23 protein-coding genes and 2 pseudogenes are annotated in these 25,524 nt (G+C 55.8%); 10 read left to right on the top strand and 15 right to left on the bottom strand.

Annotation, left to right across the window (positions count from 1 at the left end):
* Positions 1 to 318: pseudogene (locus ACP7EY_RS21365) on the bottom strand (NADH-quinone oxidoreductase subunit L); the annotation flags it as partial.
* A gap of 98 nt (positions 319 to 416) precedes the next feature.
* Between ACP7EY_RS21365 and ACP7EY_RS21360 the strand changes: the two are divergent.
* Together ACP7EY_RS21360 and ACP7EY_RS21355 are read left to right on the top strand one after the other, a co-directional pair.
* Positions 417 to 1,307: a LysR family transcriptional regulator gene (locus ACP7EY_RS21360; RefSeq protein ID WP_426197208.1), complete on the top strand. Its 891-nt coding sequence runs from the start codon at positions 417 to 419 to the stop codon at positions 1,305 to 1,307.
* A 253-nt stretch (positions 1,308 to 1,560) separates the two neighbouring features.
* Complete coding sequence (locus ACP7EY_RS21355) at positions 1,561 to 4,554, top strand: Tn3 family transposase (protein ID WP_426197206.1); 2,994 nt, start codon at positions 1,561 to 1,563, stop codon at positions 4,552 to 4,554.
* Between the two features lie 287 nt (positions 4,555 to 4,841).
* Here ACP7EY_RS21355 and ACP7EY_RS21350 read toward each other — a convergent pair.
* Positions 4,842 to 5,489 (bottom strand): annotated as a pseudogene (locus ACP7EY_RS21350) (IS481 family transposase); the annotation flags it as partial.
* Between the two features lie 4 nt (positions 5,490 to 5,493).
* On the bottom strand, positions 5,494 to 6,054 hold the full coding sequence (locus tag ACP7EY_RS21345) for a recombinase family protein (RefSeq protein WP_426177384.1): 561 nt from the start codon (positions 6,052 to 6,054) through the stop codon (positions 5,494 to 5,496).
* Between the two features lie 234 nt (positions 6,055 to 6,288).
* Between ACP7EY_RS21345 and ACP7EY_RS21340 the strand changes: the two genes are divergently transcribed.
* Entirely contained in the window at positions 6,289 to 9,198 is a 2,910-nt protein-coding gene (locus ACP7EY_RS21340; protein WP_426197204.1) for an ATP-binding protein, read from the top strand.
* Positions 9,199 to 9,596: 398 nt separating this feature from the next.
* Here ACP7EY_RS21340 and ACP7EY_RS21335 read toward each other — a convergent pair whose 3' ends face one another.
* Both ACP7EY_RS21335 and ACP7EY_RS21330 read right to left on the bottom strand, forming a co-directional pair.
* Positions 9,597 to 11,027 (bottom strand): replication protein RepA, encoded by a 1,431-nt coding sequence (locus tag ACP7EY_RS21335; protein WP_426197202.1) that lies wholly within the window; start codon positions 11,025 to 11,027, stop codon positions 9,597 to 9,599.
* Between the two features lie 64 nt (positions 11,028 to 11,091).
* Positions 11,092 to 11,289 (bottom strand): hypothetical protein, encoded by a 198-nt coding sequence (locus tag ACP7EY_RS21330; protein ID WP_426197201.1) that lies wholly within the window; start codon positions 11,287 to 11,289, stop codon positions 11,092 to 11,094.
* Positions 11,290 to 11,539: 250 nt separating this feature from the next.
* Between ACP7EY_RS21330 and ACP7EY_RS21325 the strand changes: the two genes are divergently transcribed.
* The 5 genes from ACP7EY_RS21325 to ACP7EY_RS21305 all read left to right on the top strand — a co-directional run bounded on the left by ACP7EY_RS21325 (position 11,540) and on the right by ACP7EY_RS21305 (position 14,058).
* Positions 11,540 to 11,965: a hypothetical protein gene (locus ACP7EY_RS21325; protein WP_426197199.1), complete on the top strand. Its 426-nt coding sequence runs from the start codon at positions 11,540 to 11,542 to the stop codon at positions 11,963 to 11,965.
* Between the two features lie 28 nt (positions 11,966 to 11,993).
* Positions 11,994 to 12,425: a hypothetical protein gene (locus ACP7EY_RS21320; RefSeq protein WP_426197197.1), complete on the top strand. Its 432-nt coding sequence runs from the start codon at positions 11,994 to 11,996 to the stop codon at positions 12,423 to 12,425.
* Positions 12,426 to 12,448: 23 nt separating this feature from the next.
* Positions 12,449 to 12,682, top strand: coding sequence for a DUF3717 domain-containing protein (locus ACP7EY_RS21315; protein ID WP_426197195.1), 234 nt, complete (start codon positions 12,449 to 12,451; stop codon positions 12,680 to 12,682).
* A gap of 165 nt (positions 12,683 to 12,847) precedes the next feature.
* A complete protein-coding gene (locus ACP7EY_RS21310) occupies positions 12,848 to 13,162 on the top strand; it encodes a hypothetical protein (protein WP_426197193.1) in 315 nt (104 codons plus the stop codon).
* 212 nt (positions 13,163 to 13,374) lie between these two features.
* Positions 13,375 to 14,058: a recombinase family protein gene (locus ACP7EY_RS21305; RefSeq protein WP_426197191.1), complete on the top strand. Its 684-nt coding sequence runs from the start codon at positions 13,375 to 13,377 to the stop codon at positions 14,056 to 14,058.
* A 68-nt stretch (positions 14,059 to 14,126) separates the two neighbouring features.
* On the opposite strand, the gene ACP7EY_RS21300 is transcribed toward ACP7EY_RS21305, so the two are convergent.
* From ACP7EY_RS21300 to ACP7EY_RS21255, 10 genes are all read right to left on the bottom strand, one after another.
* On the bottom strand, positions 14,127 to 16,646 hold the full coding sequence (locus ACP7EY_RS21300) for a DEAD/DEAH box helicase (RefSeq protein ID WP_426197189.1): 2,520 nt from the start codon (positions 16,644 to 16,646) through the stop codon (positions 14,127 to 14,129).
* A complete protein-coding gene (locus ACP7EY_RS21295) occupies positions 16,643 to 19,051 on the bottom strand; it encodes a site-specific DNA-methyltransferase (RefSeq protein WP_426197187.1) in 2,409 nt (802 codons plus the stop codon). Before ACP7EY_RS21295 ends, ACP7EY_RS21300 begins: the two co-directional genes overlap by 4 nt.
* A 1,216-nt stretch (positions 19,052 to 20,267) precedes the next feature.
* Complete coding sequence (locus tag ACP7EY_RS21290) at positions 20,268 to 20,549, bottom strand: hypothetical protein (RefSeq protein WP_426197186.1); 282 nt, start codon at positions 20,547 to 20,549, stop codon at positions 20,268 to 20,270.
* Between the two features lie 4 nt (positions 20,550 to 20,553).
* Positions 20,554 to 20,820 (bottom strand): hypothetical protein, encoded by a 267-nt coding sequence (locus tag ACP7EY_RS21285; protein ID WP_426197184.1) that lies wholly within the window; start codon positions 20,818 to 20,820, stop codon positions 20,554 to 20,556.
* Between the two features lie 43 nt (positions 20,821 to 20,863).
* The gene (locus ACP7EY_RS21280) at positions 20,864 to 21,169 is read right to left on the bottom strand and encodes a hypothetical protein (protein WP_426197183.1); all 306 of its coding nucleotides are present in this window, start codon (positions 21,167 to 21,169) and stop codon (positions 20,864 to 20,866) included.
* 92 nt (positions 21,170 to 21,261) lie between these two features.
* Complete coding sequence (locus ACP7EY_RS21275; RefSeq protein WP_426197181.1) at positions 21,262 to 21,474, bottom strand: hypothetical protein; 213 nt, start codon at positions 21,472 to 21,474, stop codon at positions 21,262 to 21,264.
* An 82-nt stretch (positions 21,475 to 21,556) separates the two neighbouring features.
* Entirely contained in the window at positions 21,557 to 21,838 is a 282-nt protein-coding gene (locus ACP7EY_RS21270) for a hypothetical protein (protein ID WP_426197179.1), read from the bottom strand.
* 140 nt (positions 21,839 to 21,978) lie between these two features.
* Positions 21,979 to 22,527, bottom strand: coding sequence for a hypothetical protein (locus tag ACP7EY_RS21265; protein WP_426197178.1), 549 nt, complete (start codon positions 22,525 to 22,527; stop codon positions 21,979 to 21,981).
* A 22-nt stretch (positions 22,528 to 22,549) separates the two neighbouring features.
* Positions 22,550 to 22,891: a hypothetical protein gene (locus tag ACP7EY_RS21260; RefSeq protein ID WP_426197177.1), complete on the bottom strand. Its 342-nt coding sequence runs from the start codon at positions 22,889 to 22,891 to the stop codon at positions 22,550 to 22,552.
* A gap of 22 nt (positions 22,892 to 22,913) precedes the next feature.
* Entirely contained in the window at positions 22,914 to 23,219 is a 306-nt protein-coding gene (locus tag ACP7EY_RS21255; RefSeq protein ID WP_426197175.1) for a hypothetical protein, read from the bottom strand.
* A gap of 1,112 nt (positions 23,220 to 24,331) precedes the next feature.
* Here ACP7EY_RS21255 and ACP7EY_RS21250 point away from each other — a divergent pair.
* A complete protein-coding gene (locus ACP7EY_RS21250) occupies positions 24,332 to 24,700 on the top strand; it encodes a hypothetical protein (protein WP_426197173.1) in 369 nt (122 codons plus the stop codon).
* Between the two features lie 54 nt (positions 24,701 to 24,754).
* On the top strand, positions 24,755 to 25,522 hold the full coding sequence (locus ACP7EY_RS21245) for a lytic transglycosylase domain-containing protein (protein ID WP_426197171.1): 768 nt from the start codon (positions 24,755 to 24,757) through the stop codon (positions 25,520 to 25,522).
* The last annotated feature ends 2 nt before the right edge of the window (positions 25,523 to 25,524 follow it).

Here is a 25,524-nt window from a genome sequence, read left to right as displayed (position 1 = left end):
TACATAGCGGCGCTGGCCGACTTCCCCCTCCAAATAGCGGGCAGAAAACGCGCCAATTACCGTGCCAAGCAGCTGTACCAGCAAAGCTAGGATCAGGCTCAAAGATGTTGCCATCACAGCGCTTGGCCAAGCTGCGCCATTTGCACCCACCAAAAGCGACAAACTTATAAAGGCGAGCGCGCAAATCGAAACCGCCTGAAATAGGCGCCACAGTCCCGGCGTCGAGATCCAGTGAAGTCGCGTCAGCCCCGCCAACGCAGCCATCAAAACGACCGGTGCCAAAGCACAAGTTAAATACAAAACCTGAGAAATATCCATCGCAGAAACCTTTTTTATTGGGTTGCGAGGATGATGCTCGTGAAATAAACTTCTGTAAAATAGATTAAAAAGAACAATTTCATATGTAAAATAGAACGATGAAACTTAATCAACTCAATTTCCATCACCTATTCTATTTCTGGCGGGTTGCCAAGCTCGGACACCTGACCAGGGCTGCTGAGGAGCTACACACCTCGCAATCAGCGGTTTCGGCTCAGATTCGCCAGTTGGAGGCTCGGATAGGCGAGGACTTGTTTATCCGCGAAGGCCGCCGACTAATACTGACCGACGCGGGTCAACTTGTGCAGGCGTATGCCGACAACATCTTCGGTCTCGGCGAGGAAATGCTGGGACGCTTGGAAGGCCGCTCAGCAGGGATTGCCCGTCTTCGTGTGGGTAGCGTGGCCACTCTGTCGCGCAACTATCAGGAAAACTGGATTCGACCTGTGCTTACAAACCCAGCCGTTGTGTTGACACTGGAGTCTGGGCTGTTGGAGGGCCTGCTGGCGCGGCTGGTAGAGCACCAGTTAGATGTGGTACTAGCCAATGAGACCGTTCCGACTGATCCTGATCGCCCATTGCACTGCCGGTTTTTGGGCAGCCAGTTGATTTCGCTGGTAGGTCCTGCGAGCAATTGGGCATCGCAAGGTCTGCGCATTCCGGAAGACCTCAATGGCTTGGACATTGCGTTGCCAGGCCCCCGGCATGCCTTGCGAGCCCAATTCGACGCACTATGTGCAACGGCAGGTGTTAGCCCCAGACTACGAGCCGAGGTGGATGACATGGCCATGCTTCGCCTGATTGCGCGCGATAGTGGCTGGCTGACATTGTTGCCCGAAGTGGTGGTTCAGGATGAGCTGCGTGCCGGAATCCTCGTCGTCGTGGGCCAGTCAACAGCCCTGCTGGAACGCTTCTACGCCATCACGACGCCGCGTCGGCACCGCATCGAAGTGCTTGAGCAGTTGCTTACTGGTGCGCCCGAAACCTAAACGCTTGTCAAATGCTTCAAGCCAATAGATGGCAGTTTGCCCAAGGAATTTCTTAACGTGCTTTATTTTCCGAATTTCGAGACACCCATAGGTCCGCCGCAAACGGTCGCGTTCGGGCTAACGTTCTCTTGTCGCGACGCATTTTCCGCTTGACGCTCCTGCGCAGCATCAATGGAAGGGCGGAGCATCGGAATCGCCCGTCTATGCCCCAAACACAAGCATAATGTCCGGTTCCAGCTCAGCAGGAGACCGCATGCCCGTCAGCTTTCTCTCAAACAACCAGCGCGAAAACTACGGTCGCTATACCGGTCCGCCGTCGCCCCACGACCTTGCGCGGTATTTTCACCTGGACGACACCGACCATGCGCTGATCGCGCAAAAGCGCGGCGCGCACAATCGGCTGGGCTTCGCCGTCCAGCTCGGGACGGTGCGTTACCTGGGCACGTTTCTGGAAGACCCGCTGGCCGTGCCCCAGCCTGTGCTGCGGACGCTGGCCAAGCAGCTGCGCATCGAGGCGCTGGACAAGGCAAACCCCTACAGCACAGGCGAGCAGCGCTGGCAGCACGCAACGGAAATTCGCGCTACCTATGGCTACGTCGAATTCACGCAAACCCTGATCGCTTTCCGCCTGACCCGATGGCTGTACGCCCTTTGCTGGACCGGCACTGATCGGGCTAGCGTGCTGTTCGAGCGCGCCACAACGTGGCTCGTGACTCATAAGGTGCTGCTGCCAGGCTGCACGACCCTCGAACGATACGTTGCCCGCCTGCGTAGCCGTGTCGAGGAGCGCTTATGGCGCTCGCTCGGCAATGGGATCAGTCTGGACCAGCAAACGCGCCTTGAAGGCCTCCTGATCTCTTCTGGCGGCACGCGGAATTCGCCGCTTGACCGCCTGCGCACCGGACCGGTGGTGGCCAGCAGCCGGTCGATGAGCCTGGCGCTGATGCGACTGCAAGCCGTCCGTGAGCTTGGCATCCGATTGCCAGCCGCCACGCGCATCCCGGCCACGCGGGTCGCGGCGCTGGCCCGGTTTGCCGGTGCCGCCAAAGCCAGCGCGATCCTGCGCCTGCCGGTACTGCGCCGCCTGGCCACGCTGGTCGCGTTCGTGCACTGCCTCGAAGCATCGGCACAGGACGACGCTCTGGAAGTGCTCGAAGTCATCCTGCGAGAGCTTTTCGGTGACGCCGTGAAGGCCGACAGAAAATCGCGCCTCCGATCGCTCAAGGACCTTGACGAAGCGGCGGCCATCCTCGTCAGCGCCTGCCAATTGCTGCTGGACGATGCCGTGCCGGATGCGGAGCTGCGCAAGCATTTGTTCGCGCGAATTTCTCCGGACGCGCTCGCGTTGGCCCTTGCCGGCGTCAACAAGCTTATTCGGCCGACCGACAACGTGTACTACCAGGAGCTGGATGCCAAATACAAGACCGTGCGGCGCTTCTTGCCCGCGCTGGCCGAACACATTCAGTTTGGCGCGAATGCTGCTGGCGAGCCTTTCATCGCCGCATTCGCCTGGCTTCACGCCAACATGACGGTGAAGAGGCCCGGCAATGACGCGCCGCGCGAGATCATCACCAAGCCGTGGCAACGCCATGTGCTGCACGAGGATGGCGCCATCGACTTCCACGCTTACACTTTCTGCGTTTTGTCCGAATTGCGTATCGCGCTGCGCCGGCGCGACGTGTTCGTGGCCCCAAGCTGGCGTTACGCCGATCCGCGCGCCGGCCTGCTAGATAACGCCGAATGGGAATCCACGCGCCCGATCATTTGCCGCACACTGGGCCTGTCAGCGGTACCGGGGCCGACCTTGACCGCGCTGGCCGATGAACTGGACCGCACCTACCAGGCGGTCGCCGCCAGGTTGCCCGACAACCAGGCCGTGCGATTTGAGAAGGTGGGCGACAAACAAGAACTGGTGCTCAGCCCGTTGGACAAAATGGACGAACCGGCGTCTTTGATCGCGCTGCGCGCCAAGGTCATGGGCATGCTGCCGCGCGTCGATCTGCCGGAACTGATTCTGGAAATTGCCGCACGCACTCGTTTTACGGACGCCTTCACCCATATATCGGAGCGCACCGCGCGCGCTTCCGATCTGCATGTAAGCATCTGCGCGGTCCTGATGGCTGAGGCCTGCAACACGGGACCGGAGCCGCTGATTCGCGGCGACATGCCGGCGCTCAAGCGGGACAGGTTGTCCTGGGTGGACCAGAACTACCTGCGCGACGACACCATCACGGCGGCGAACACCATGCTGGTCGCCGCGCAGGGCCGTTCGGCGCTGGCCAGCGTGTGGGGCGGTGGCGAGGTCGCGTCGGCCGACGGCATGCGGTTCGTGGTGCCGGTGCGGTCAGTGCATTCCGGGCCGAACCCGAAATACTTCGGCGTCGGGCGCGGCGTTACCTGGTACAACCTAATATCGGACCAGTTTTCCGGACTGAATGGCATCACGGTGCCGGGCACGCTGCGCGACAGCTTGGTCCTGCTGGCCGTAGTCCTGGAACAGCAGACGGACCTTCAGCCGACCCAGATCATGACGGACACAGGCGCGTACAGCGACGTGGTTTTCGGGCTGTTCCGCCTGCTTGGCTACCGATTCAGCCCGCGCCTGGCCGATGTCGGCGGTACGCGCTTTTGGCGGATCGACTCGAAGGCCGACTACGGCATGCTCAATTCTATATCCGGACACAATATCAACCTGCAGAAAATCGAGCCACATTGGGACGACATGCTGCGCCTGGCCGGCTCGCTCAAGCTTGGCCGGGTGCCGGCAGCGGGCATCATGCGCACGCTCCAGGTGGGCGAGCGCCCGACCAGACTGGCCCAGGCCCTCGCAGAGTTCGGCCGCATCGACAAGACCTTGCACACGCTGACATATATCGATGACGAAGCCAAGCGCCGGGGCACGCTGACCCAACTCAACCGAGGCGAGGGCCGACACAGCGTCGCCCGCGCGGTCTTTCACGGTAAGCGTGGCGAGCTGCGGCAACATTACCGGGAGGGCCAGGAAGACCAGCTCGGCGCGCTCGGTCTGGTGCTCAACATGATCGTGCTGTGGAACACCAGCTATATGGAGGCGGCGCTGAACCAGCTACGCGCCGACGGCTTTGAGGTGAGGGATGAGGACGTGGCCAGGCTATCGCCGTTGCTGCACGAACACATCAACATGCTGGGGCGGTATTCGTTCTCCGTACCCGATGCGGTGGCAAAAGGCGAACTGCGGCCGTTGCGTAACCCTGTGAGCGATGAGTAGACCGGCCAGCCGGGATACGGCCAGAAATAGCACATAAGCGAAAAACGTATAACAAGCGGGTTCTATATAACCACAGGGCTTACCAGCAGTTGCTGTTCCATTGTTCCAGAGACGGCCCTCAGCGCGCGGCAAACTTTTACCTTTTCGAGGGGATGGGCTCCGGTCGCCATGGCTTAGCGTCGGGACTTGCTGGGTTCAAACTGCGGCAGGATGGGCGGAATTTTCTGGGGTTCCGGCTCAGCTCCCCCTTAACCCGGTTTTACGTTCCACTGCACCTCAAACCCCAACAGGAAGCGCAGCGCGGACTCCGCATCCTCGCCATACACGCACTGGTACTCCTGGTAGCCGACGCCGCTGCGGTCGTCCACCACGCTGAACAGCATCAAGGTCGGCACACCCTTTGACGGATCAATCCAATCTGGCTTGTCGATGTGCTTGAGGTCGGACGGCGACATATCGAATTGCCAGCAGTCGTTGCTATGCTCTGCCTGGAAGCGCACGGCCGGTGGTTCGCGCAACAAGTGGGGCTGGTCCAGCCGCAGCAATGAAAGGTAACGATTGACGGTCGGGCGCCGCAGCAGACCTTTAGGCGCCTTGATCAAGCCCTGCACTGTCTCCACCCCATGGTCTTCCATCAACTCGATCGCACGCCCGGTGGAAAGGTGGCGGCCGGCCTTGTTGGTGGTGCGCAGTTTCAGCGCCGCGATCAGCTCGCAATATCGCTCTAACTCCGCTTGCGGCAACATCCTCGGCTTGCCATAGTCGGCGCGATGCGCAGAGTGCGGTTTCTGAAACGCTTGAAGTGCTCTATAGACGGTTGTCGCGGAGACGCCGTAAAGGCTGGCCACGGCAGAGATTTGGGTGACACGCTCTGAACTCTTTCGCGGCAAACGGTCCAGCCGCTGCCGCAACTGCAGCAGCGAATCTACAGGAATTGTCTTATGTCGGTTGCTCATTGCGGGCTAGCGCGCGGTAAACCGAGGCGCGACCGACACCGAGCCGCCGTGCAATCTCTGTCGCGCCCAGCTTCTCCTCGACACGTAGGCGCAGGACCTCGGCGGAGTCAACCGACGGTTTTCGCCCATGGTAGGCACCCCGCGTTTTTGCTGCGGCAATGCCTTCGAGTTGGCGCTCGCGCCGGAGGTTAGTTTCGAATTCAGCGAACACGCCCAGCATGTCCAGGAAAGCCTTTCCCGCCGCGCTACGAGTATCGATGGGCTGTTCCGTTGCCTTTAAGGTAATGCCGCGTTCTTTCAACGTGTGCACGATATCTTGAAGGTCTTTGATGCTGCGCGCCAGGCGATCAATCCTCGTCACGACCAGCGTATCGCCACGCCTCAGAAAATTAAGTAGCGTCTCCAGCTCAGTGCGGCCGACGCGGCTGGTGCCGCTCGCCTTCTCGGATCGGATAATTTCACAGCCGGCCGCGCGCAGCGCCTGCTCTTGCAGCGCGAAATCCTGGTCGCTGCTGGAAACGCGGGCATATCCGTAAAGTGCCATGGTCGGGTTTGTCTCGTTAGGCTTTTAGACTCTTCAAAGGTAGCATCTCGGAAACGGAAAAACAACCCTATTGAGACAAAATATTCGTCTCACCGAAATGGCCCGTTTGGGTGTACCTGTAAGATACAATCGTCTGCGTGCAACTTTCGCTTTCGGCCACAGCAGACATTCAATTGAATGGTGGGTAAGTGGGAACGAGCTACCGTATATTTTCTTACTCTTAAAAATCCGTTCATGACAAACAACGATCCGTCCACCTTCATATGCGGCACCAGTGAAATGGAAAATCTTACTCGCCGTATGGATTGGAACGTCACCGACCTGGGTCCGCCGCAACGCTGGCCGACTGAGCTCAAGATAGCTGTCGAGCAGGTATTTAGTTGTTCGCTTCCAATGTTCGTCGCTTGGGGAGCAAAACTTGAGGTTGTCTACAATGATGCCTTTATAGGGCTCCTAGGCACCAAGCACCCTAAGGCAATGGCGCAGCCACACCTCGAAATCTGGGCTGAAGCGCGAGAAAGCATCGAACCTTACGTGAAGCGGGCGTTAGCTGGCGAGTCCTTGCTGATCAAAGATATGTCCTTCGATATCTTGCGCGGCGGTGGACTTGAGCAAGTTTGGGTCACTTTTTTCTACAGCCCCCTGCGCAGAAGCGACGGCAACATTGTCGGCATTCAGTGTGTATGCGTCGAGACCACGGACAAGGCCAATGCCATTACCAAGCACCGCGAGAGTGAACAACGCCTACAGATTTTGCTCGACGCGTCGAGCAGCATTGGCACCTGGTCAGTGGAGCTGGAAACCAACGTTACTTATCTTGATGCGCAGTTCGCCAGGTTGTTTCAGGACGATGCCATGGCAGCCGAAGGTGGCACGAACTTGGAGCAGCTAATCAACTTGATCCATCCCGAGGATCGCCAACGCGTGGTGGATGCGGTGACCTGGGCAATCGAGAACCGAACGCCCTACGATGCTGAATACCGTATTCCTCAGAAGTCGGGACAAGACATCTGGATAAACGCACGCGGCAAAATATACGGCTCGCCGTACTTCGACAAGGAGCGGTTTGCAGGCATTGCAGTCGATATCACTCGCAAGAAGGAGACTGAGCTTGCGCTTGCGCGTGAGATCAAGGAGCTGGAAGCGGCCAAATCCAGACAGGCGTTTCAGGTCCAGATCGCTGACCGCATCCGTCCGTTGGCAAATCCCGAAGAAGTCGTTGCCGTGGCAAGCCACCAACTCGGTACATACCTTGGTGTGGCGCGGGTGGTCTATGCTGAAGCCGATGATTCAGGCAAAACCGTCCGCATGAATGCTGATTGGACCAACGGCGAGTTACCGTCGATGGCTGGAGTGGTTTTGCACTTGGATGATTTTGGTCTTTTTGTACGTCAAGATATTCTTGCCGGGAAAACCTTGGTCATCGATGATGTCACCAGCGATGACCGATCCGCCGCCTATGCAGATGCCTATGCCGCCAATGGTGTGTGCTCTTTCGTGGCGATCCCGCTAATAAAAGCGGGGCGGCTGCGTGCCATTCTGAACCTGCATGATTCACGACCCCATTACTGGACCGAACATGAAATTGCTTTGGCCCAAGACATGCTTGATCGGACTTGGTCTGCCATGGAAAGCGCCCGTGCTCAAACCGAACTGCGGTCTCAGCGGGATCACAGCCAGTACATCTTCGATACGATGAATGAAGGTTTTGTGATGATCGATCGCGATTGGACCGTACGGTACATAAACGCGGAGGGCCTTCGGCTTAGCGATCGGGTCGGGCAGCAAGTCGTCGGCAGCAACCATTGGGAGATGTGGTCTGAGCTGGTAGGGTCCGAGGTAGAGACCCTTTATCGGCGGGTGATGCAAACGCAATTACCCGAAACCATGGAGGTCCAATATGCACATTTGGATGGCACGGTCTTCTGCCTGGAACTTAGAGTATATCCGTCCATGGAAGACGGAATTGCTCTCTTTTGCCGTGATATCACTAGTCGCAAGGTGGCAGAGGAAAAGCTAACGGATGCCGACCGACGCAAGGATGACTTCCTGGCCATGCTGGCGCATGAACTGCGCAATCCGTTGGCACCCATCGGTGCTGCCGCTGAACTGCTGCAATCGGTGAAGCTGGATGAAGAGCAGGTGCGGCAAACCAGCCAGATCATTGGACGGCAAGTGGACCATATGACCGGCTTGGTGAACGACTTGCTCGATATGTCGCGGGTCACGCGTGGCTTGGTCGAGCTTGACACCGCGCCGCTAAACATCGGCGACATCATCACCGACGCCATCGAGCAGGCCATGCCCTTGATCGAGTCAAGACGGCACCACATCGGCACGCAGCTGACAGACGATGCGACCCTGGTCCTGGGCGACAAAAAGCGGCTGGTGCAAGTAATTACGAATCTGCTCAGCAATGCGGCCAAGTACACCCATGAGGGCGGCCATCTCTTGATCCAAACCAAGGTGCGCGATGCCCACGTACACATTGAGATTAGTGACGACGGCATGGGTATGGCCCCTGACTTGGTCGCACGCGCATTCGATCTGTTCGCCCAGGCCGAGCGCACTTCAGACCGTTCTTCTGGTGGGCTGGGCTTGGGACTGGCGTTGGTCAAAAGCTTGGTGGAGCTGCATGGCGGCACTGTGACGTGCAAGAGCGCAGGATTGGGCAATGGCAGCACATTTAGCGTCTGCCTGCCGCGCCTGCTTGCCGATGAAGGATCAAAGCTAGCACAAGACCCCGACTTAGCTTTGCAGAAAAGTACCAAGGCGCTGCGCATCATGATCGTGGACGACAACATCGATGCCGCAGTTATGCTGGCCATGCTACTGGAGGCATCAGGACACGAGGTACTAGTCGAGCATAGCGCACGTCGGGCGTTAGAACGGGCCAAAGCTGAGCTGCCGCTAGTGTTCCTACTTGATATCGGCTTGCCTGAAATGGATGGCAATAAACTGGCACGGCGGCTTCGTTCTCAACCTGAGAATGCCAAAGCTACTTTGATAGCAATAACGGGATATGGCCAGGAAAATGATCACAAGAATTCTTTGGCCGCAGGATTCGACTATCATTTTGTAAAACCGGTAGATATAAAAAAGCTTTTTGCCATTCTTGTGCAAATCGAATCAAAGCATTTCTAGCTAAATAGCTTAGTCGTCCTGCCAGCGTCCGCTATGGGTCGGAAACAGCCTGTTAACGCGTGGGTTTCATTTGCAGTCAGCGCGAGCATGCGGCCGTCAAATGCGAGCTGGCGCGGCCGATTGCAAGCACGTTTGCAGATAGCGTGAGCACGGCCATACCGTCATTTGCGGTTAATTCGAGCAGGAAAACGCGTCGAATGCGAGCATGGCCGTTTTCAAACGCGAGCTGCTACACCTAGCGAAGCGCTGGAGCGAAGCGGAAGGCCACGCCGAGCGCAGCGAGGGAATGACCGAGCCGAAGGCCGAGACAAGCGCAGCGCCGGCTCGGTTCACGAAGGGCGCGAGTATGGCCCCAGGGGTTGCCCTTGACGTTTGTACTTGGTGTGGCGCCGTGAAAATCAGAACGACAATGATGACTGCTTCGGCACGTACACGGACGACGGGGCGATGTGCGTCGGACTCGGATACATGACAAGTCCATTTTCGCTATGGGACACTTTGGCCTGCGGATAGATAATCAAAACGTGCTTCAATTCCCGCAAAAACGCGCGGCGGAAATCCCGCAATCCCTGGTCGTTATCGGCGTAACTGGAACCGAACTGGCCCGCCAGGGAAATCCACGGAATAGTCGTGCGCTTCGATAAATAGCTCATGCGGTGCGTCATCCAAATATAGATGTCGAGGGCAAGCGGCGACGTGCGAAGCGAGCGAATGGCGCGCATATCGAACGGCAATTTGTGGTCGATACACTCTTTAAAGAAAGGCTCGGACAGCATCACGTTCGATTGCCATTCGCCCGCTTCCTCCGGGTTCTGCGGCGTCCACCAATCGACGCGATCAGCGAGTAGAACATTTTGCAGCGCGAAGGAATCCTTGCCGTCGTAGTGGCACGAAATCACGGAACTGAAAAGCGTAGTCATGGCGTGCTTCAAGCGGGTGATGTCGCCGCGCTTGCCGCCAGAATTATGCAACCCGAGTTCGTCCAAGTAGGCGGCCAGGTTGTGACCCAAGTTCAAGACGCGCTCGCGCTTCTGCGCGACTTCCGTGCAAACCCATGTCAGCAGCAGCCGGGGGATTGTCCCGTAGGGCAATCCCTGCGGGTGGGCGGTCATCATCGTGAGCGTGAAGTCGCCATTTTTCCGGACGAAGCGGAAGTCGTTGACGCTACGATGTGGCAGCGTGGCGATGGCGAGCGAGCGAGTCATGAAACCAAGGGTGCCGGCACTCTTGGCGTCTTCGGCCTCGATGGCGAGGTGCGTTTCAATGAGGTCGCGCACGCGGTCGGGCAAAGTCCCGTTGCGGTAGTCGTAGACATCGACCGGCGTGATGGCGGCCTGCTTTTTCTTCTTCGCGGCCGGCGCGGCGGCAGGTGCCGGATCGGGATCGGGCGCCGGATCGGGCGCCGTGGCCGGCGCTGGCGCCGATGCAGCAGCCGAAGGCTGCGAAGTCTGGCCGGTCGCCGGCGCGCCGGCGCCGATGATGTCAGAGAACGACCGCATGCCGTCCACGCGCGGTCCGGCCAAGGGCCGGCCGGTGTGGTCCAAAATTTCGCTTGGCACCGCATCCGCCGGCAGGGCGTTGAAGCGGTGCGCGGCGTCGGCCAGCCGCGCAGCGGCTGGGGCGGCGACGCCGGATTTTATGAGGTTGGCTTTGTGGGCCGATTTCGCGAGAGCGTCGGCGCGCAAGCGGCCGGTGGTGGCCGCGACGGTGCGGGCTGTCTCGATGTCCAGGCCGGCGGCGACAAGTTCATCACGATAGGCTGCTTCGTCAAAGGATGGTGCCGCTTTTTTCGCCCTGGTCTTGCCAGCTGCTTTGGTCGATTCAGTCATCTATGCCTGTCCTATGGTGTGCCCGCGAACCGCGCGGCCCAGCTGGGCCACGGCGCCGAACGTTTCAACTGCCAAGTTTGCTGAAAAGGTCGTTGACGCTCGATGTCGCCACGCTGGTAGGGGATTCGCTTTCAGCGATGTAAAGCCGCATCAAGTCACGGATGATCTGCGCGGCAGGGCGATGGCGGCCGGCGGCTGCGGCGACGAACTTCGCCCGCAATTCAGGTTCCATCTTGATCGACATTTGAACGTCCTTGCCCATGATTGCCTCTTTGAATTGTTGTGAACGTGAACGGATTCTAAGAGGTATCCGTTAGGTATGCAATGGATACCTAACGAACAGCAACAAAAACCGGCGCACTGTGGCGCCGGCGTGCATTGACATGGCATAAGGTGGAACGATATGGGCACGGCCAAGAAACTATAATTACGTGCGCCAAAATGGTATGTTTTGGTATGTGAAGGGTATAATGACTCAACGGTGTTTCGGTGCGACAACGAAAGGAAAAACGATGGCGAACAGTGATGACAAGGATGACATCGAATCCCAGGTGCAGGCCGACATCAAGCGGGCAGCGCGGCGCAAGTGGTGGCGGGTGGCGCGGGATTCGATAGCGTTTCACGAAGTGAAAAATGGTCTTGTGGGTCTGGCGATTCTCTGGATGGCGTACCTGCTACTGACCTCGCAGGAATTCGGGTTCGTCGCACAGACGCCGGCATGGCTGCGAAGCAAAGAACTCTTCGGCACGCTGGCGGCGATATCCGCATTGTTGCTATTGGTGCTGAGTCTCAAATCGCTGTTGCCGGCGATTTTGTTTTGGTCGGCCGGCATCGCCGTGGCAATCGCCGGCGGGCACCAAAATACAAGCTTCTTGGTGTTCTGCGCGGCGGTGACGTTTTCTGTGGTTTATCACTACGGAGGCGCCGGCAGGGCTTAGGGTTATCTCAATGAATGGAGGAAAAGTAATGGACGAAAAAACGATAGAGGTGTGGAAAAAGACAGCGGTGGAATCGCTCGTGAAAATCAGCGAGCCGTTGTCGATCCTGGCGCTGCTGCGGCTGGCCGACGAGTTCTATAGCAAGGAGGATCGGTCAAGGCTGTTGAACGAGCTACAGGAATTAAGGGAGCGTGATCGCGAAGCTTTCAAGGTCGTTGACGCCGCAAGGGAAGCGCTCAACAAGGATATCCCGGAAGAATTCCAGGGCCGCGCGGCACGCGTGCGAAAGTACGGCGAGGAAGTGGCTAACGCGCAGCAAGCCGACATGGACGCCGCCCTCGAAGCGCGGCGCGCGATGATTGCGGCCGTCACCGCGTTTGAAAAAGAACACCACTTGATAACGCAAATCGCCAGGGCGAAGGAAGCGTTCGTGTATCAACCGGCGCCGCGTAACCCGTAACCTAAACAATATGGACGGTGACTATGGAAAATGACTACAGCGTTATTCAGATAGAGGCCGCCATCAATTTTTGGCGGGAGCGCGAAGCGCCGAAGGAAGCTTACGGGCTGACAGCGAGGGTGCGCGTCCTGGCGGACGTGTACGGCCGCATGATCCACGACCGCCATGCCGTCGTCACTAAAGCAAGCCTGAACGACGCCCAGCGCGATGCCGTCCTCGTGGCCCTGAATCATACCGGCGCACTTCCGGAAGATTGAGGGTAGACAGGCTGGTTTCTCGACAGAGAATTGCCGAAGGCAACCCGGAGGGCGTGGGCGGACAGGCTTTATGTCCGGGCGCGTTCGGCGTAGGGCGTGGCCGCTTTTGCTTAGTCTTGGCCTCTCATGTAGTGATTTTATTATTTGCGATAAGGAATATTGAACGTGAATGAACAATTAGCCGTTTCGGAGTTGGTGGAAAAGGTGCGGGAATACGCCAGGGGGCGACATAGCAATGTTGAACGCGGAGCGGAAACGCCTGAACTGGCGGCGCTGCTGCTCCAAAAATACGGGACGGGCATTGTCGATGCCGTCGCGACGATTTTCGGCACGCCTCGCGCGGCCGATCCGATTTCAAGGGTTGTCGATGAAGAGACGGAACACCTCGATTTCGACTGGCGCGTTCATGCTCAAGCTCGGTGGGCCGGCCGGCCAGCGGAAATCGTAAGTCACAATGGACATTCCGCTAAGCGCGATTGAGACTATCAAAAACGGTCGTTTTTGATAGCACGACGCGTTGACGAGGAAAAGCCCGGTGTCATTTTCAGAAGATGGCCGCACCAGTTTATGAGGCTGGCCGCCACGTGTGCAGCCGACTTCTGAACGGGCCGTGTCAGCAGTCCTTTGCACGAGACGGCACAAGTAGCCGGTATTGTTCAGAAGTCCACTGCGCAAAGTCGATTGCAAACGCCTTGTCCGTCAAACGATCATTAGCCGGTCATGCCGGACATCTGTCCGAAAACTACTTGATTAATGGGTTGTCGGACATTAAGATAGGCGGACGGAATGACGGACAAAAAGGGGCGGCAATGGCGTTAATCGGTTATGTGCGTGTATCCACGGAAAATCAGCACGTCGATTTACAGAAAGACGCTTTGCGCAAGGCGGGCTGCGAACGGATATTTGAGGACATCATCAGCGGCGCGAAAACAGAGCGGCAAGGTTTGGATGCGGCGCTGGCCTATTTGCGCGAAGGCGATGCGCTTGTCGTGTGGAAGCTCGACCGCTTAGGCCGCTCTATGGTTCACCTTGTCAATACTGTGCAAAACTTGGCAGCACGCGGTGTCGGCCTCAAGGTATTAACTGGACAAGGCGCAGCTATCGACACCACCACAGCGCCCGGTAAGCTGGTCTTCGGGATTTTCGCAGCACTGGCTGAGTTCGAGCGCGACCTGATCCGCGAGCGCACCAAGGCCGGATTGACCGCTGCCGCAACTCGTGGGCGAAAGGGCGGGCGCAAGCCGGTCGTTACCGCCGACAAGTTACAGCGGGCGCGAGAACACATCGCCAACGGCTTGAACGTTCGGGAAGCTGCTACACGGCTTAAGGTGAGCAAGACGGCCCTATACGCTGCGCTGCAAGGCGGGAGCGAGTAACGATGAGCCGCAAGCAAACCAGCTAGGCAACCTGATCGGGCAAGGGCGCTCGATCAGGTTCACCAAACTCAGCTTACTGACGACTCAAATAGCGCATCTAATTGAGGGTTGCTAGTAATCAACAGCAACTGCTTTTGCGTAGCCGTTTTGTTAATGTCTAACCTCGCATAATATTCGCCACCAGCAGGCGAAGGTCGTTTTCGAATAAGCTGAATACGCCCGAACAAGTGCCCGTGCTTCTCAGCGAAACGGGCCAGCCCAACTGCCTTCTCGAAATTATCCGCTAGATTAGGGTTATGAGGCTCAAGAATATCGACTACATAAGTCTCGTGCACGTTACGAATAATTACGAGGTCGGGAAACATAGGCCGAATCTCCCCACCAGTCTCATAAGGGATTTCGAGGGACCAAGGCTTCCGGTCCACGTTCCGAAGCCAAGCAATAGTCGCATTGCTCCCCAATTCCTCATTCAAAACCCCAGCCTCCCAAGTTCCCAATTCCGCCTTGAACTCGCCGTCAGCTTCCACAAACAAATGTCTTTCCCAATTTGGCGCAGATGGAATACGTCGGAAGTCGATGGAGTCAGGTAAATGCCAAGGAATTTCGGTAGGTTTAGCTGTCGCAAGCCGCAATTTTTCATACGTTGAACGACGAAGTTCTTTTAGCTTTCCGATTGCAGATTTATGCAAATCATAAAGTTCATCGAATGCGACTTCTGCTGAACTCTCCAACGCAGACATCGAAGCATGGTCTTTTGTCAGCACAATGACTTCCACTTTTACATTCAACGCATCACGGTCGGCATTTTCCTGCCAATAGTTCATATGTAAACCATGGCTTAGCGCTCGTCCTGCATCTTCAAACAACCTATCCACATCCACGCTCGAAGCATCAATACTATAGTCAGACTCCGTTGCCACATCTTTAGACCCATTTCGCACTGCAAGGGTCTTGAGACCAACCTTAACTATATTATTTTCAAGACCGGTAAACCTGCCGTTTGACTTTAGTGCATCGACTTGGCCTGATAGCCAAGTAACTATTTTCTTCTTGGCGACTTCCCACGCATTTTCGTCAATCTCATCCAACGTAAGACTACGTGCAATCGAAATGAACCTCCGTAGATGGCTTTGAGTCCGCGAAGCATTTACTCTATAAGTTACGAGGTCACTGAGTACTTCAAATACATCTTCAAAGTCTGACCGGCGATCCAAGACTACCAAGTCTTCCGCAGAACCGGTTTCTGTAGGCGGGACATCTTCCACATTTTGCAACGACTCAACTACACTGTTAACCGCCTTCGTATCAAAATACGGCAAGAACAAATGTACGTCATTCAGAGCTGCTACGCGTTCAACACGACGCGCCATGGGCGTCCTGACCATCCGTCCTAACAACTGCGCGATATAGGTATGATCTTCCGCCCGCCGGAAAGACATCATGATTTCTGCACGCGGACAATCCCACCCCGTCGATAAATTGGTCTTAAAGAAAACTACGCCTACTTCTTTATCCGCATCAATTCTCGACGCATCGATTTTTCTTAACCGCCGTCCAGCTACGTCCATATCTCCAGTGTCATGCATAGCATGAACCGCCTCACCTTCGCGTAAACGGCGCCCAATCGCATTTTCTATAACATCGAGCGCATCCGACAAGTTAGTTTTTGTTATTGCCTTTTCCGTCCCATTTTCAACTTGCACCACCAAAATAGGCCAAACGACGGGTTCACCTTCAGCCTTACAATACACAGCCCATTCATCAGTCATTTCAGCCCACCTACGAGCCGCCTCTTCTAACAACGTCATTTCAGCGGCGCTCGCCGATGCAGGGTGATGAATCAATATGCGATCCTTCAACAGCCCAGATTGGCGAACGTCCTCTGGGGAAATCGAAACTTTATGTACTGTATGCGGAGCATATTCCAGCAGGTCCATGAATCGTTTCGGTGTAGCAGAAACGCCGATGACCAAAGGCATCTTTACCAAACCAACCTCAGTATAGCCAAGCAAGAACCGTTGCATCAGCGTCTGCGCTTCTTTAGCACCACGGCCACCTGCCATGCCTCTATGAGCCTCGTCAATAACGACGTAGAACCGATCCGGATTTGCCTTGGCCGTATTTGTCAACGTTGTCCATATAGAGTACTGACGCCCATCGCCCTCCTTTGTCAACAATTTGTCGTTGCCCAATTTCTGCGTATTGACGAAATAAACCTTTCCGCCTTCCAAGCGTTCGGCATCAAAAGTTGAGTCAATAGAGATTAATTGATTTACTCGATATATACGGTCTGATTTGCTTTCAATTTTCAGCTTGGTCTGCTCATTAAGCTCTGGCATATCGGAGACCCAAAGAATCACTGCATCACTTTGTTGCTGCCAATCCAAAGGCCATGCAAGCTGATCGTCTGGCAAATCCAAGATTGCTTCAAACAACGCTGTCATTACAATCGTTTTTCCGCTACCTGTAGGGGCGTAAAATGCGATAGCTTGCGGGTTGTCGCTTGAGGCGAACTTCCGAGCCGCAATCAATTTGTCACGCAATAGATGCAGCGCATCCTTTTGGAAGTCGAAAAGCGTTACCTTCATGCTTCTACCCCGCGAACCGCTGGGGCGACACTACCTTGAAACTGATTGATCATAAAATTAACCAAATAATCCCGATATAGCTGAACAATTTGAATTTCCGGGTTAAGTGTAAACAAGGCTTCGCGTGCGTCTGCCGCCATAGCTTTAAACGATTCGTCGGCATCAGTTACAATATAGACATAGTCAATCCCCCGTCCCTTTGCCAGAGATTTCAACATCTTCGCAATGCGACTTTCATCCAAAAGCACTACGAAATTGCTTCCTTTCGGCATGAACATCGCTGGCTCTGGTTCACTTTTTGGTAAGGATGGACGTGGACCGACGGCACCGGCCTTCAACCAAAGCAACGGCAGTATTTCTCTAAAAGCTCGTTTTAGCGCGACTCGATCTCGGTCAAGGAAGTCGAGCTTGAAATATTCTAGATTCGCCGCAAAACCATTGCTGAGCGGCGACTTTTCATCCTCAGTTACCAGAACAGGACCAAGCAGATCATTGACTCGCTCCTTCAAAGAATCAAATTCACGCTTATTGCCTCCCACCACATGGAATTCTGTAATGTGAGTTTGTTCTGATAGAGCCTCAACCCATTCATCCGCAAAATTTACATCGAATAAAATGCTAATATTATGTTTTGCAGAAACAATGAATGGACTTAAATCTTTGACCAACGTTCGAGGCAACCCATCTATTAACGCCAGAAGCTGCTTTCGCTTTGCCGTAGTTTGGATGGAATCTAACCCAATAAAACCGATTTGATTAAAAGTCCGCGCTCGCTCTATAACAATAGTTTTCCCGGTAAGGTAATCCCCCTCTAATACAACTCCATCATCGCGTTTTCCTAATATGGTGTACTTCGAGCGGGGCCAAGTCACCGAGCGACAAATCCCGTGTTTTTCCCAATCTGCATCCCCCGTCTGAAAACCTTGTTCTCTTAAGCTTTCGGCTTCTTCCGCAGATACTTCATTATTCGTCACCAAAATACATCGCCGCTTCCCGCCATCGCCGGCGTTAAGCAAATTGACTGCGTTAAGTGTAGTACCGCTACCCGCAAAAAAATCTAAGATTAACGCATCCTTGCGGTGCAGGCAGGCAGTAGCAATAGAATCTCTCACTGCGTATAACGACTTCGGGAACGTAAATGGCGAGGTACCAAAGACCTTAGTTAAGAACTCAGATCCATAGGTACTCGCGTCTAACGTAGGTTTGCTCCAAACAGTTTTGTAGCGCTTCGACGTTTTTTCCTTAAGAGTGTAATAAACGTGGATACCATAGCTCTGTTTGCGAGCGAAAACCTTTCCCGCCTTGTATTCAGCCATAAGCCTATCAGGGCCATAATACCAATTTCGCTCAATACCTTGTTTATCGATAGGCCAAATTGGAATCAATCCGTCGTCGGATAGATTGCTACGACTTTCTCCGAGCGGAACGAATTCACCTGCTCGAACTATTTCTAAAGTTACGGGGTCAACCCAGATGGGGTAAAACTGCTTGTGTCGGTCTGTACGAAGAGAATTATTTCCTGTTCGGCGCAGATTTCGAGTTTCCCCACCAATAATCGCGTCAGTAGGTTCTTCACCAATTACTCCTGGTCTGTCCGGGCACACAACGAAAGCATATTCGTGCGTTTTGGCAAATTCCTCGCCTTGGCGACCGCGCTTATTATGCTCGATAACAATGGTAAAAATATTTTTACCCGGGAAAACATCGGCCAACAAGCAACGCAAGTGATGAAATTCATTATCGTCAATTGTCACAAGCAGAACACCTGTTTCAAGGTTCAAAAGGTTCTTGGCGAGCTTTAATCTGCGCTCCATAAAAGCAAGCCATTTGCTATGACGCCATGAATCATTTAAGTCAACGTAGTCATTGTTGTACTTCCAATCTCTTGCGCCTGTATTGTATGGCGGGTCAATATAAATACAGTCTACCTTCCCGGCGTACAGATACTCCAACAACTGCAATGCATGATAATTATCTGCTTCTATTAGCGTGTGCCATGGGGCGTCTTTCCCGCCATTCTCTACAGATGCAATCGGAGCTAACGAGGGAAATATAGGATCACCAAACTGACGCACAACCAGCAAATCATCAAGCTCAAAACTGACTGGTTCGGCGGCGGCCTTCCTAACCTCACCAATAGCTGCGTCTTGTACCGGCTTGACACAAATAGCTGAACCGTCTCGAATGGAACGAATTTGCCATATTTCCTTTAATGGTCCGTTCTTCTGACATACGAGGTCATTTTTACGAGGAGTGCGACCGTATAAAGGCATCAATTCGGGCAAATGATCTTCAAAAACCAAACCAAACTTCTTTTCTTTTGAAGCGGTTTCCCATTCGGCTGCTAATCGCGCTCTGAGCCGTGGATCGCCAATCTGTTCGATTAAGTCATGAATTGCTGCCATCTATTTTCTCTTTTGTTTTATTTGATCGTTTATATTTCAAGAAATTTTAAATCCAACTTTTATGCCAAACTTGAACTGAGATACAGTAATCAACGATGCACTTAAGAAGTAAGAAAAGAATTCTGTTCGTTTCGACTTCAAATTCACGAATTCGCAAATTTAGAGAAGCCACCATTGCCCTAAGCAATGCTTGCCGGAAAGTCAACATTGAAACGTCGGCCCTTCCGAAACCAGCCTTTTGCGCCCCCGCCAGTGCGGAGACAGTCAAACTTTTCAGTATAAACGAAGCATCCCTCCCTGCGTACTGCCAGACCAGTCACTTTTGCTTCTCCACGTAGCTGATAGCGACGAATACGTTTGGTGACAGCTGGGGCGCCTCGAGTGCGCGCCGGCGTCGCCAATCAGAACGAAGTCAAAAGCTGTTTTTCATGGGTGGGGTCTGTGGTGGACGTGAGGCGCAGCGGCAGGAAGGCCGGCCACGGACTGCCCGCTAAAACTTTGCATGCTAGTCGCTCCCGCTCCGATCCGTATCGCTGTGAAGAAGAGTTACTTCAAAATCCACCGCCGGCTTCGATACCGTGCAAAGATTTTGCCCTTCGGGCCGCTTGTGCCGCTACCACGCTGGTGACAAACCGCAGCTGGCCAGGTCGTGCGGCTGTCGCCAAGCCGGCCCTGTTGGCTGGCCGGGGCTGGCCGGGCCTGGCCGGGCCTGGCCGGGCCTGGCCGGCCGTGCTTGACATCTGGTTCGAGAACTGCGATATAATAAAAAAAGAGCCCCGAACGGCGTCAACCGGTCGAGGCTCCGAGTTACTAGCTAAACATCATCAATAGAGCAAGAACAACTGCTTTCTCGATGCTGAAGCTAAACTCAAACTTCTTGCCAAGCTTAATTGTTAGTTTCATATCATAGTCGCTCCTTTCAGGAGTGAGCTTCCGAGACAAAACGGCACCCGTCAACTTTCCACGGAAAACGGGTGCCGCACTTGGCCTCGACACCCCCGCAAGCATTCTATCTGGCTGACGCTCAGTGCGCTAGCCATTCCATTAGCGAAACGTGGGCAAGACGCCAGCGTTAGCGGCTAGGTCGTCTTCTTCGGCAGCTGCGCCGGCCGCATGCCGGTGGCTGAGCGCGGGGTAGCGGTCGTTTTTTTGCCGGCGCTTGCGCCAGCGCGCCGTCCTTCGGCAAGCCGATGATTTCGACAGAAGGACGATACCGCTATTCCGCTTTTGACATTTTCAACTCGGCTTGATCCGGACTCCACGCGCCAGTTTCCACGGTGACGGTTCTAAAACCGATGTCGTGCAGCATCCGAATCGCGGTGCCTGGGTCTGAAAACGGACGTGGCGCCCGGTCGGAGTGGCGGACGAGCATAACGCTGTCGCCGGCCCTGGGGCTAACGACGACGTGGAACCGGCGCCCGTTTGCCACGATGCGAGCGGCGGCAAGGCCGCCCATGTGGAAAATCGTGCGCATCTGCTCAAGTGTCATCGACGCCATTGGCTTACTCATCGGGCGTGACCACTTCGATAATCAGATCGTCCTGGGACGCGGTGAACATGACGGGGTTGCCATCGGCGCTTTCCAGCTCGCCCAGCTGCCACGCGAGGGGGCCGCCGGTGCTGCTGTTCAGATTGTCCTCGATGACGCCCAGGCATTCGATGCGGCAGGCGTCGGCGTCCACGCCAGGGCGCGCCGAACTGGCGAGAAAGGCGGCGAAGCGCGCGGCGCCCTCGGCTGTGAATTCGTGAATCTGTTGATAGGTGTTCATTGGTCGGTTCTCCGGTTTGTTGATGAACGAGGGCGAGCGATTTCTAATGCAACATCATCTTCCGCGATGCCGACAACTTTTGTAGTAGGTCGGCAAAGCGTTTTTCCCTGGTTTGAAATTCCACCTGGGCATTCAGATCGTGGATGAAGTGGACGAACACCGATTCCACCGCCGGGCCGGCCGCAGTGGCGAGCTTCCCAGCTTCAAGCAGCAAGGCGATTGTTTTAACGCAATTCTTCATGACTTGCTCGCGATGTTGCTCGGTAAGTTCATTGATCTGCAACGCGGTCAGGCAATCGGCTATCGTCTCGTTGGCGTCCTGTGGATCGGGCAAAGTGAAGGCGGCCATGTCAAAGCTCCCGTAAAGTATCAAAAAGTGGGGCTGACGGCTCGCCCCTGGTCGTATCGGCGCGCGGCGGCGCCGATCAAGGTTCGTCGCAATTACTCAATTTCGATAACGATGTGGTCGGGCGACTCGTTGGCCCAATCCGTGCATGCTGCGTTAAGCGTCAGCACCAAATCAGTGACGGCCACTTCGGTCGATGCCGATGCGATTTTTTCATCGCTGTCAGCGTGCATGACATACCAAACGACGCTGCCATCGGTAAGGGTTTCGCTGTTGGTGGCGAATGGGAAGCACATTTTGTCGGACATTTGAATCTCCTTCGTGGCAAAAAATTGGTGACTGGCCGGCGCAGCCTGGCGACCGGATCTGTCGCCAAGCTCGCGCGGGCTATTAGTCGAAGTGCTTTTTCAGTTTGTCGGCGATTTCGCGCGCCACGCCCTGCCACGCCTCGGGGGAGACAAAGCCATCGCGCATCGAAGCGAACGCCTCGGGCGGTGCCTCTGCGGAGGCCTTGGCCTGCTTCATCAAGGCATCCATCACGAACGCCTGTGCCAGCGCACCGAAACGTGAATATTCCATGATCGCGGTGACGGTTTCGATGTTGGTCGGGCGGTGGCCGATGCGCCCGATATCGTCGCCCATGTCCTCGTCGCGGTCTGCGAGTGTTTTCATAGCGTACCCTCCTGTGTGTGAACCAAAATGCCTAAGTGTTGATACCATCATATACCATTTTGGTAAATGAAATCAGCAAAACACAAACTTCTTTTTGATAAAACGCAGCACCTTTGTTCATGAACAAGGCGCCGCCCTGGTCAGCCGTAAGACGTGACGTTGCGCGGCCGGCCGTCCCATTTGTCCAGACCGCCATGCGAGGACTTGCCGGCGCCGAGCGTCTGCCAGCCGGTGGCGCGCCGCGTCTCGTCCTTCGAGCCGGCGGCGAACTCGCCCGGCCTTGGCGTGGTGGTGCCGGTCATGCTGCCGGGCTTGTTCTCGATGGTGTCGGCCTCGATCTGGCGCACCGTCGCGGATCGGCCCGATACAACCCGCGTCAGCTGGTAAAAAGTGACGTTGGTTTGTTCGTATCCCCAGGTGCTAAACAGGATGTCGCCCACTTCCAGGCCGTGCGCGGCTTGATGCCGCTCCCGCTTTGCGCTCTCCCTGGCGGTTTCGCGTTTGACGTACTCGGCCAGCTGCTCGTCGCGGCGCTCGACGCTGCCGCACGCCATCCGCTGCGCCGGCTTCGACTGGCGGCCCTTGTAGGCGAGGAAGGCCGGGCCGTTCCCGCTTTGGAAGCAATAGGCCACGACGGCGGCGTTCGGGAATTCACGCGTTTCTGCGTTGGCTGGAATGTGGCGGGTCATGGTGTTTCTCCTTGAGTGAATATCAAAATGAGGCGCTTGCGTCGTTCGCCGGCGTCGGCCGGTAGTCCTGCGGGATATCCTCGTCAGCGATGCCCGCGCGCTTGGCCTGATGGTAAAAACCGAATCGGTGCTGATCGCACATCGGATGCGTGGTGCGGTGGGGGAAAGGCATCGCGTCGCGACCAAGCGGGCCGCTGCAATGACATAGATTTCGCTTGTTGTAGTCGCGGCCTTCGATCCGCCATCCAGCGCGCTTGCCGCACGATTCGCACGCGGGAATGATCTTGTAGTCGTCCGGGTGGGTATGTGCGACCCGACGATGACGACAGGCGCTATTGCAGCAACGAAGGGAATAGGTAGTCATGGCGGCCCCCGTCAGTCGATGATTAAGCGGTCTGGCGAGGATTGCACCGGATGCCCTGGCGCTTGCAATAGGCAACGATGTCGGCTCGTTCGGCAAGGCGATCTTTCCCATCCTGAATCGCTTGCAAGATGTCCATCACGACGAAGACCTCGGGGGCAAGCCACCGGAAGGCGCAACGGCCGTTCTCGCGAATCAAGCGCCGTGCCTTGCGGTATTCAGCCCTGGTGATCTGGCTGTTGCCCAGGTTCTTTTGCCCCATTGCTTGGCTAGATGCCCGAGCCGGCTGTTGCTGTTGCGGTTGATTTTGACTTGCTGGATGGTGATTCATGTCAGTACCCTGCCTTTCGTTGTGAACATTGCTTCGCTGAGTGCCCTTCGCCGTATTGCACGTAGGGAGACTTGGCGGGGAGTCTTGCAAGGGCAAAACCGGAGGCCGCACGCTAAGGGAGCGAAGCGAGTCTGAACGGGTGAGGATTTTGGGCGCAGCCGAACCCTTGTAAGGCGAGCCGACAGGTCTAACGTTTAGTGCAGGCGAAGGGTTCTCAGCGAAGCACACAACCCGCGTAGGCGGCCACGGACGTGAACACGGCATGGAAAGCGGCGGGACGCTGCGCGGTCGGGCGTAGCCCGGCCTGTGGTGTTGCTGTTGACGTTTGCGCACGGCGTGCGCTGGGGGGTAGGGCGGTGGTGGTGATGGTGGTGACGGCGGCCGGCCCTCGATCGTGCCGCGGTGTCACCAAATTGGCGACAGTGGCGCGGCCGGCCGGCGCCGGCGCCGGCGAAAGCCGTCGCCAAACGGTGGCGACAAATCGCGCGACCTGGTTCGCTGCGATGTCGCCAAGCCGTTGACTTGTCGGGGTTGCCTAGCGAAGCGCTGGAGCGAAGCGGAAGGCCACGCCGAGCGCAGCGAGGGAATGACCGAGCCGAAGGCCGAGACAAGCGCAGCACCGGCTCGGTTCACGAAGGGCGCGAGTATGGCCCCAGGGGTTGCCCTTGACGTTGCGCCGTTACATTCTGTGGTTTTTAGTTCCCTCGGATACTGATTTGATTGTCACGGCTCAAGTATTGGTGAATCATGCCGAAAGCGAAGTCGTCCGGCAGTCAAAGAAGTTGATAAATCGCCTAATATTGCCTATTTTTGTACATTTTCTTGCACTTTTTTGGTCTCTTTTGTTTATTCGAGGCACGCAAATTTGTTGGCAATGTTTTCATATACGTGTCCCTTTAGTATAATTTGGTGACTGAATAACGTGCCAGGGTGAACAGTTTGTCACCAAGGAGCGCATGCTCTTGGTTACCGTTGTTGGTATGGGGTGGAATGCGGTATTGACGCATGGATATTCGCCGTGATGATAAATAACGAGCGCCAAAATATAGCATTTTGGTAGTAAAATAGGGCACAGAAATGACCGCACCCGATGACAGGACGACAGGACTCACATGAAGCGAACTCCATGTAGTCCCGCCAACAGCATCTTGGAAAGTGATTTGGAACTCGCCGTGCAACAAGAGACCTTGGAAAAGCTCAAGGTCATGGAGACGCCGGAGGGGTTCTACGTCATCGCGCAAGTAAAGTGGGCGGAAGGCAAGGAGTGGTATCTGACCACTCGGCGCGAACGAACAAAACCACGGCTGTTCAAGGATTTGAAACGGCTCAACGATCACTTACGGGAGGCTTACCCAACTGACAGTTTTGAGCTATACCGAAACCAGAGCGTGCCGCCTAAAGCGAAACAGCCCAAAACAATTGACGTGCCGCAACCGAAGGTTGATTTACCCAAGACACAAGCCAGAAAAGGGAATGTGTGACTACCAAGATGTAGTATTATGGTTCCTCCCAAATGATATATTGGAGACGGAACCATGTTGGAATTTCTGGCCTTGGCGCAAGAATGCGCGCCGACAGTGGCCCCGCAGACGATGGCAGCCGTCGTCAATGTCGAGTCGGGATACAAGCCATTCGCTATAGGCGTGGTTGGCGGGCGACTAGCCCGCCAACCCGCCAACAAGGAAGAAGCGGTAGCGACCGCAATCGCCCTGGCGGACGCCGGGTGGAACTTCTCGATGGGCGTGGCGCAAGTCAACCGCCACAACCTCCCCAAGTACAACATCAGCTATGCGCAAGCCTTTGATGCCTGTACGAGCCTGCGCGTAGGCTCGAAGATTCTCGAAGAATGCTACGTCCGGGCCGCCAAAGGCCCGCGCGACTCTCAAGCCGCTCTGCAAGCGGCTATCTCCTGTTACTACTCCGGTAATTTCACGCGCGGCTTCCGGCCCGACGAAGCGGGCAAGCCGAGCTACGTGCAAAAGGTGCTCGCCAGCGCGGGAGCGCCGGCGGCGGCGATTCCCGTCGTCCCGCTGCTGAAAGCCGGCGCGGCCGTGGCGGCGCCGAAGGCTGTCAAGACCGGCGCGGCGGTGCCGGCGGATCACTCGCCGGTTCTTGTCCGAAGAGAAACGTTCCGTGCGCGCCTTTCTGACGATCCGGGCGACAATGTTGTGCGCGTCAAACCTATGGTGACAGACGGCACGGTCGATCGTGCTGGCCCTGTCACCAAAAACGATAAGACGGAATCCGGTGCACCGGCGACATTGGAAAAAGCCGTTGGTCATCGGTCGGTTATTGTTTTCTAGGG

The organism is Massilia sp. DWR3-1-1, assembly GCF_049898325.1.
Taxonomy (GTDB): Bacteria; Pseudomonadota; Gammaproteobacteria; order Burkholderiales; family Burkholderiaceae_D; genus JAFCUW01.
Note: the sequence above shows the minus strand (reverse complement) of the source record. Positions and strands in the feature narration are given on the sequence as shown.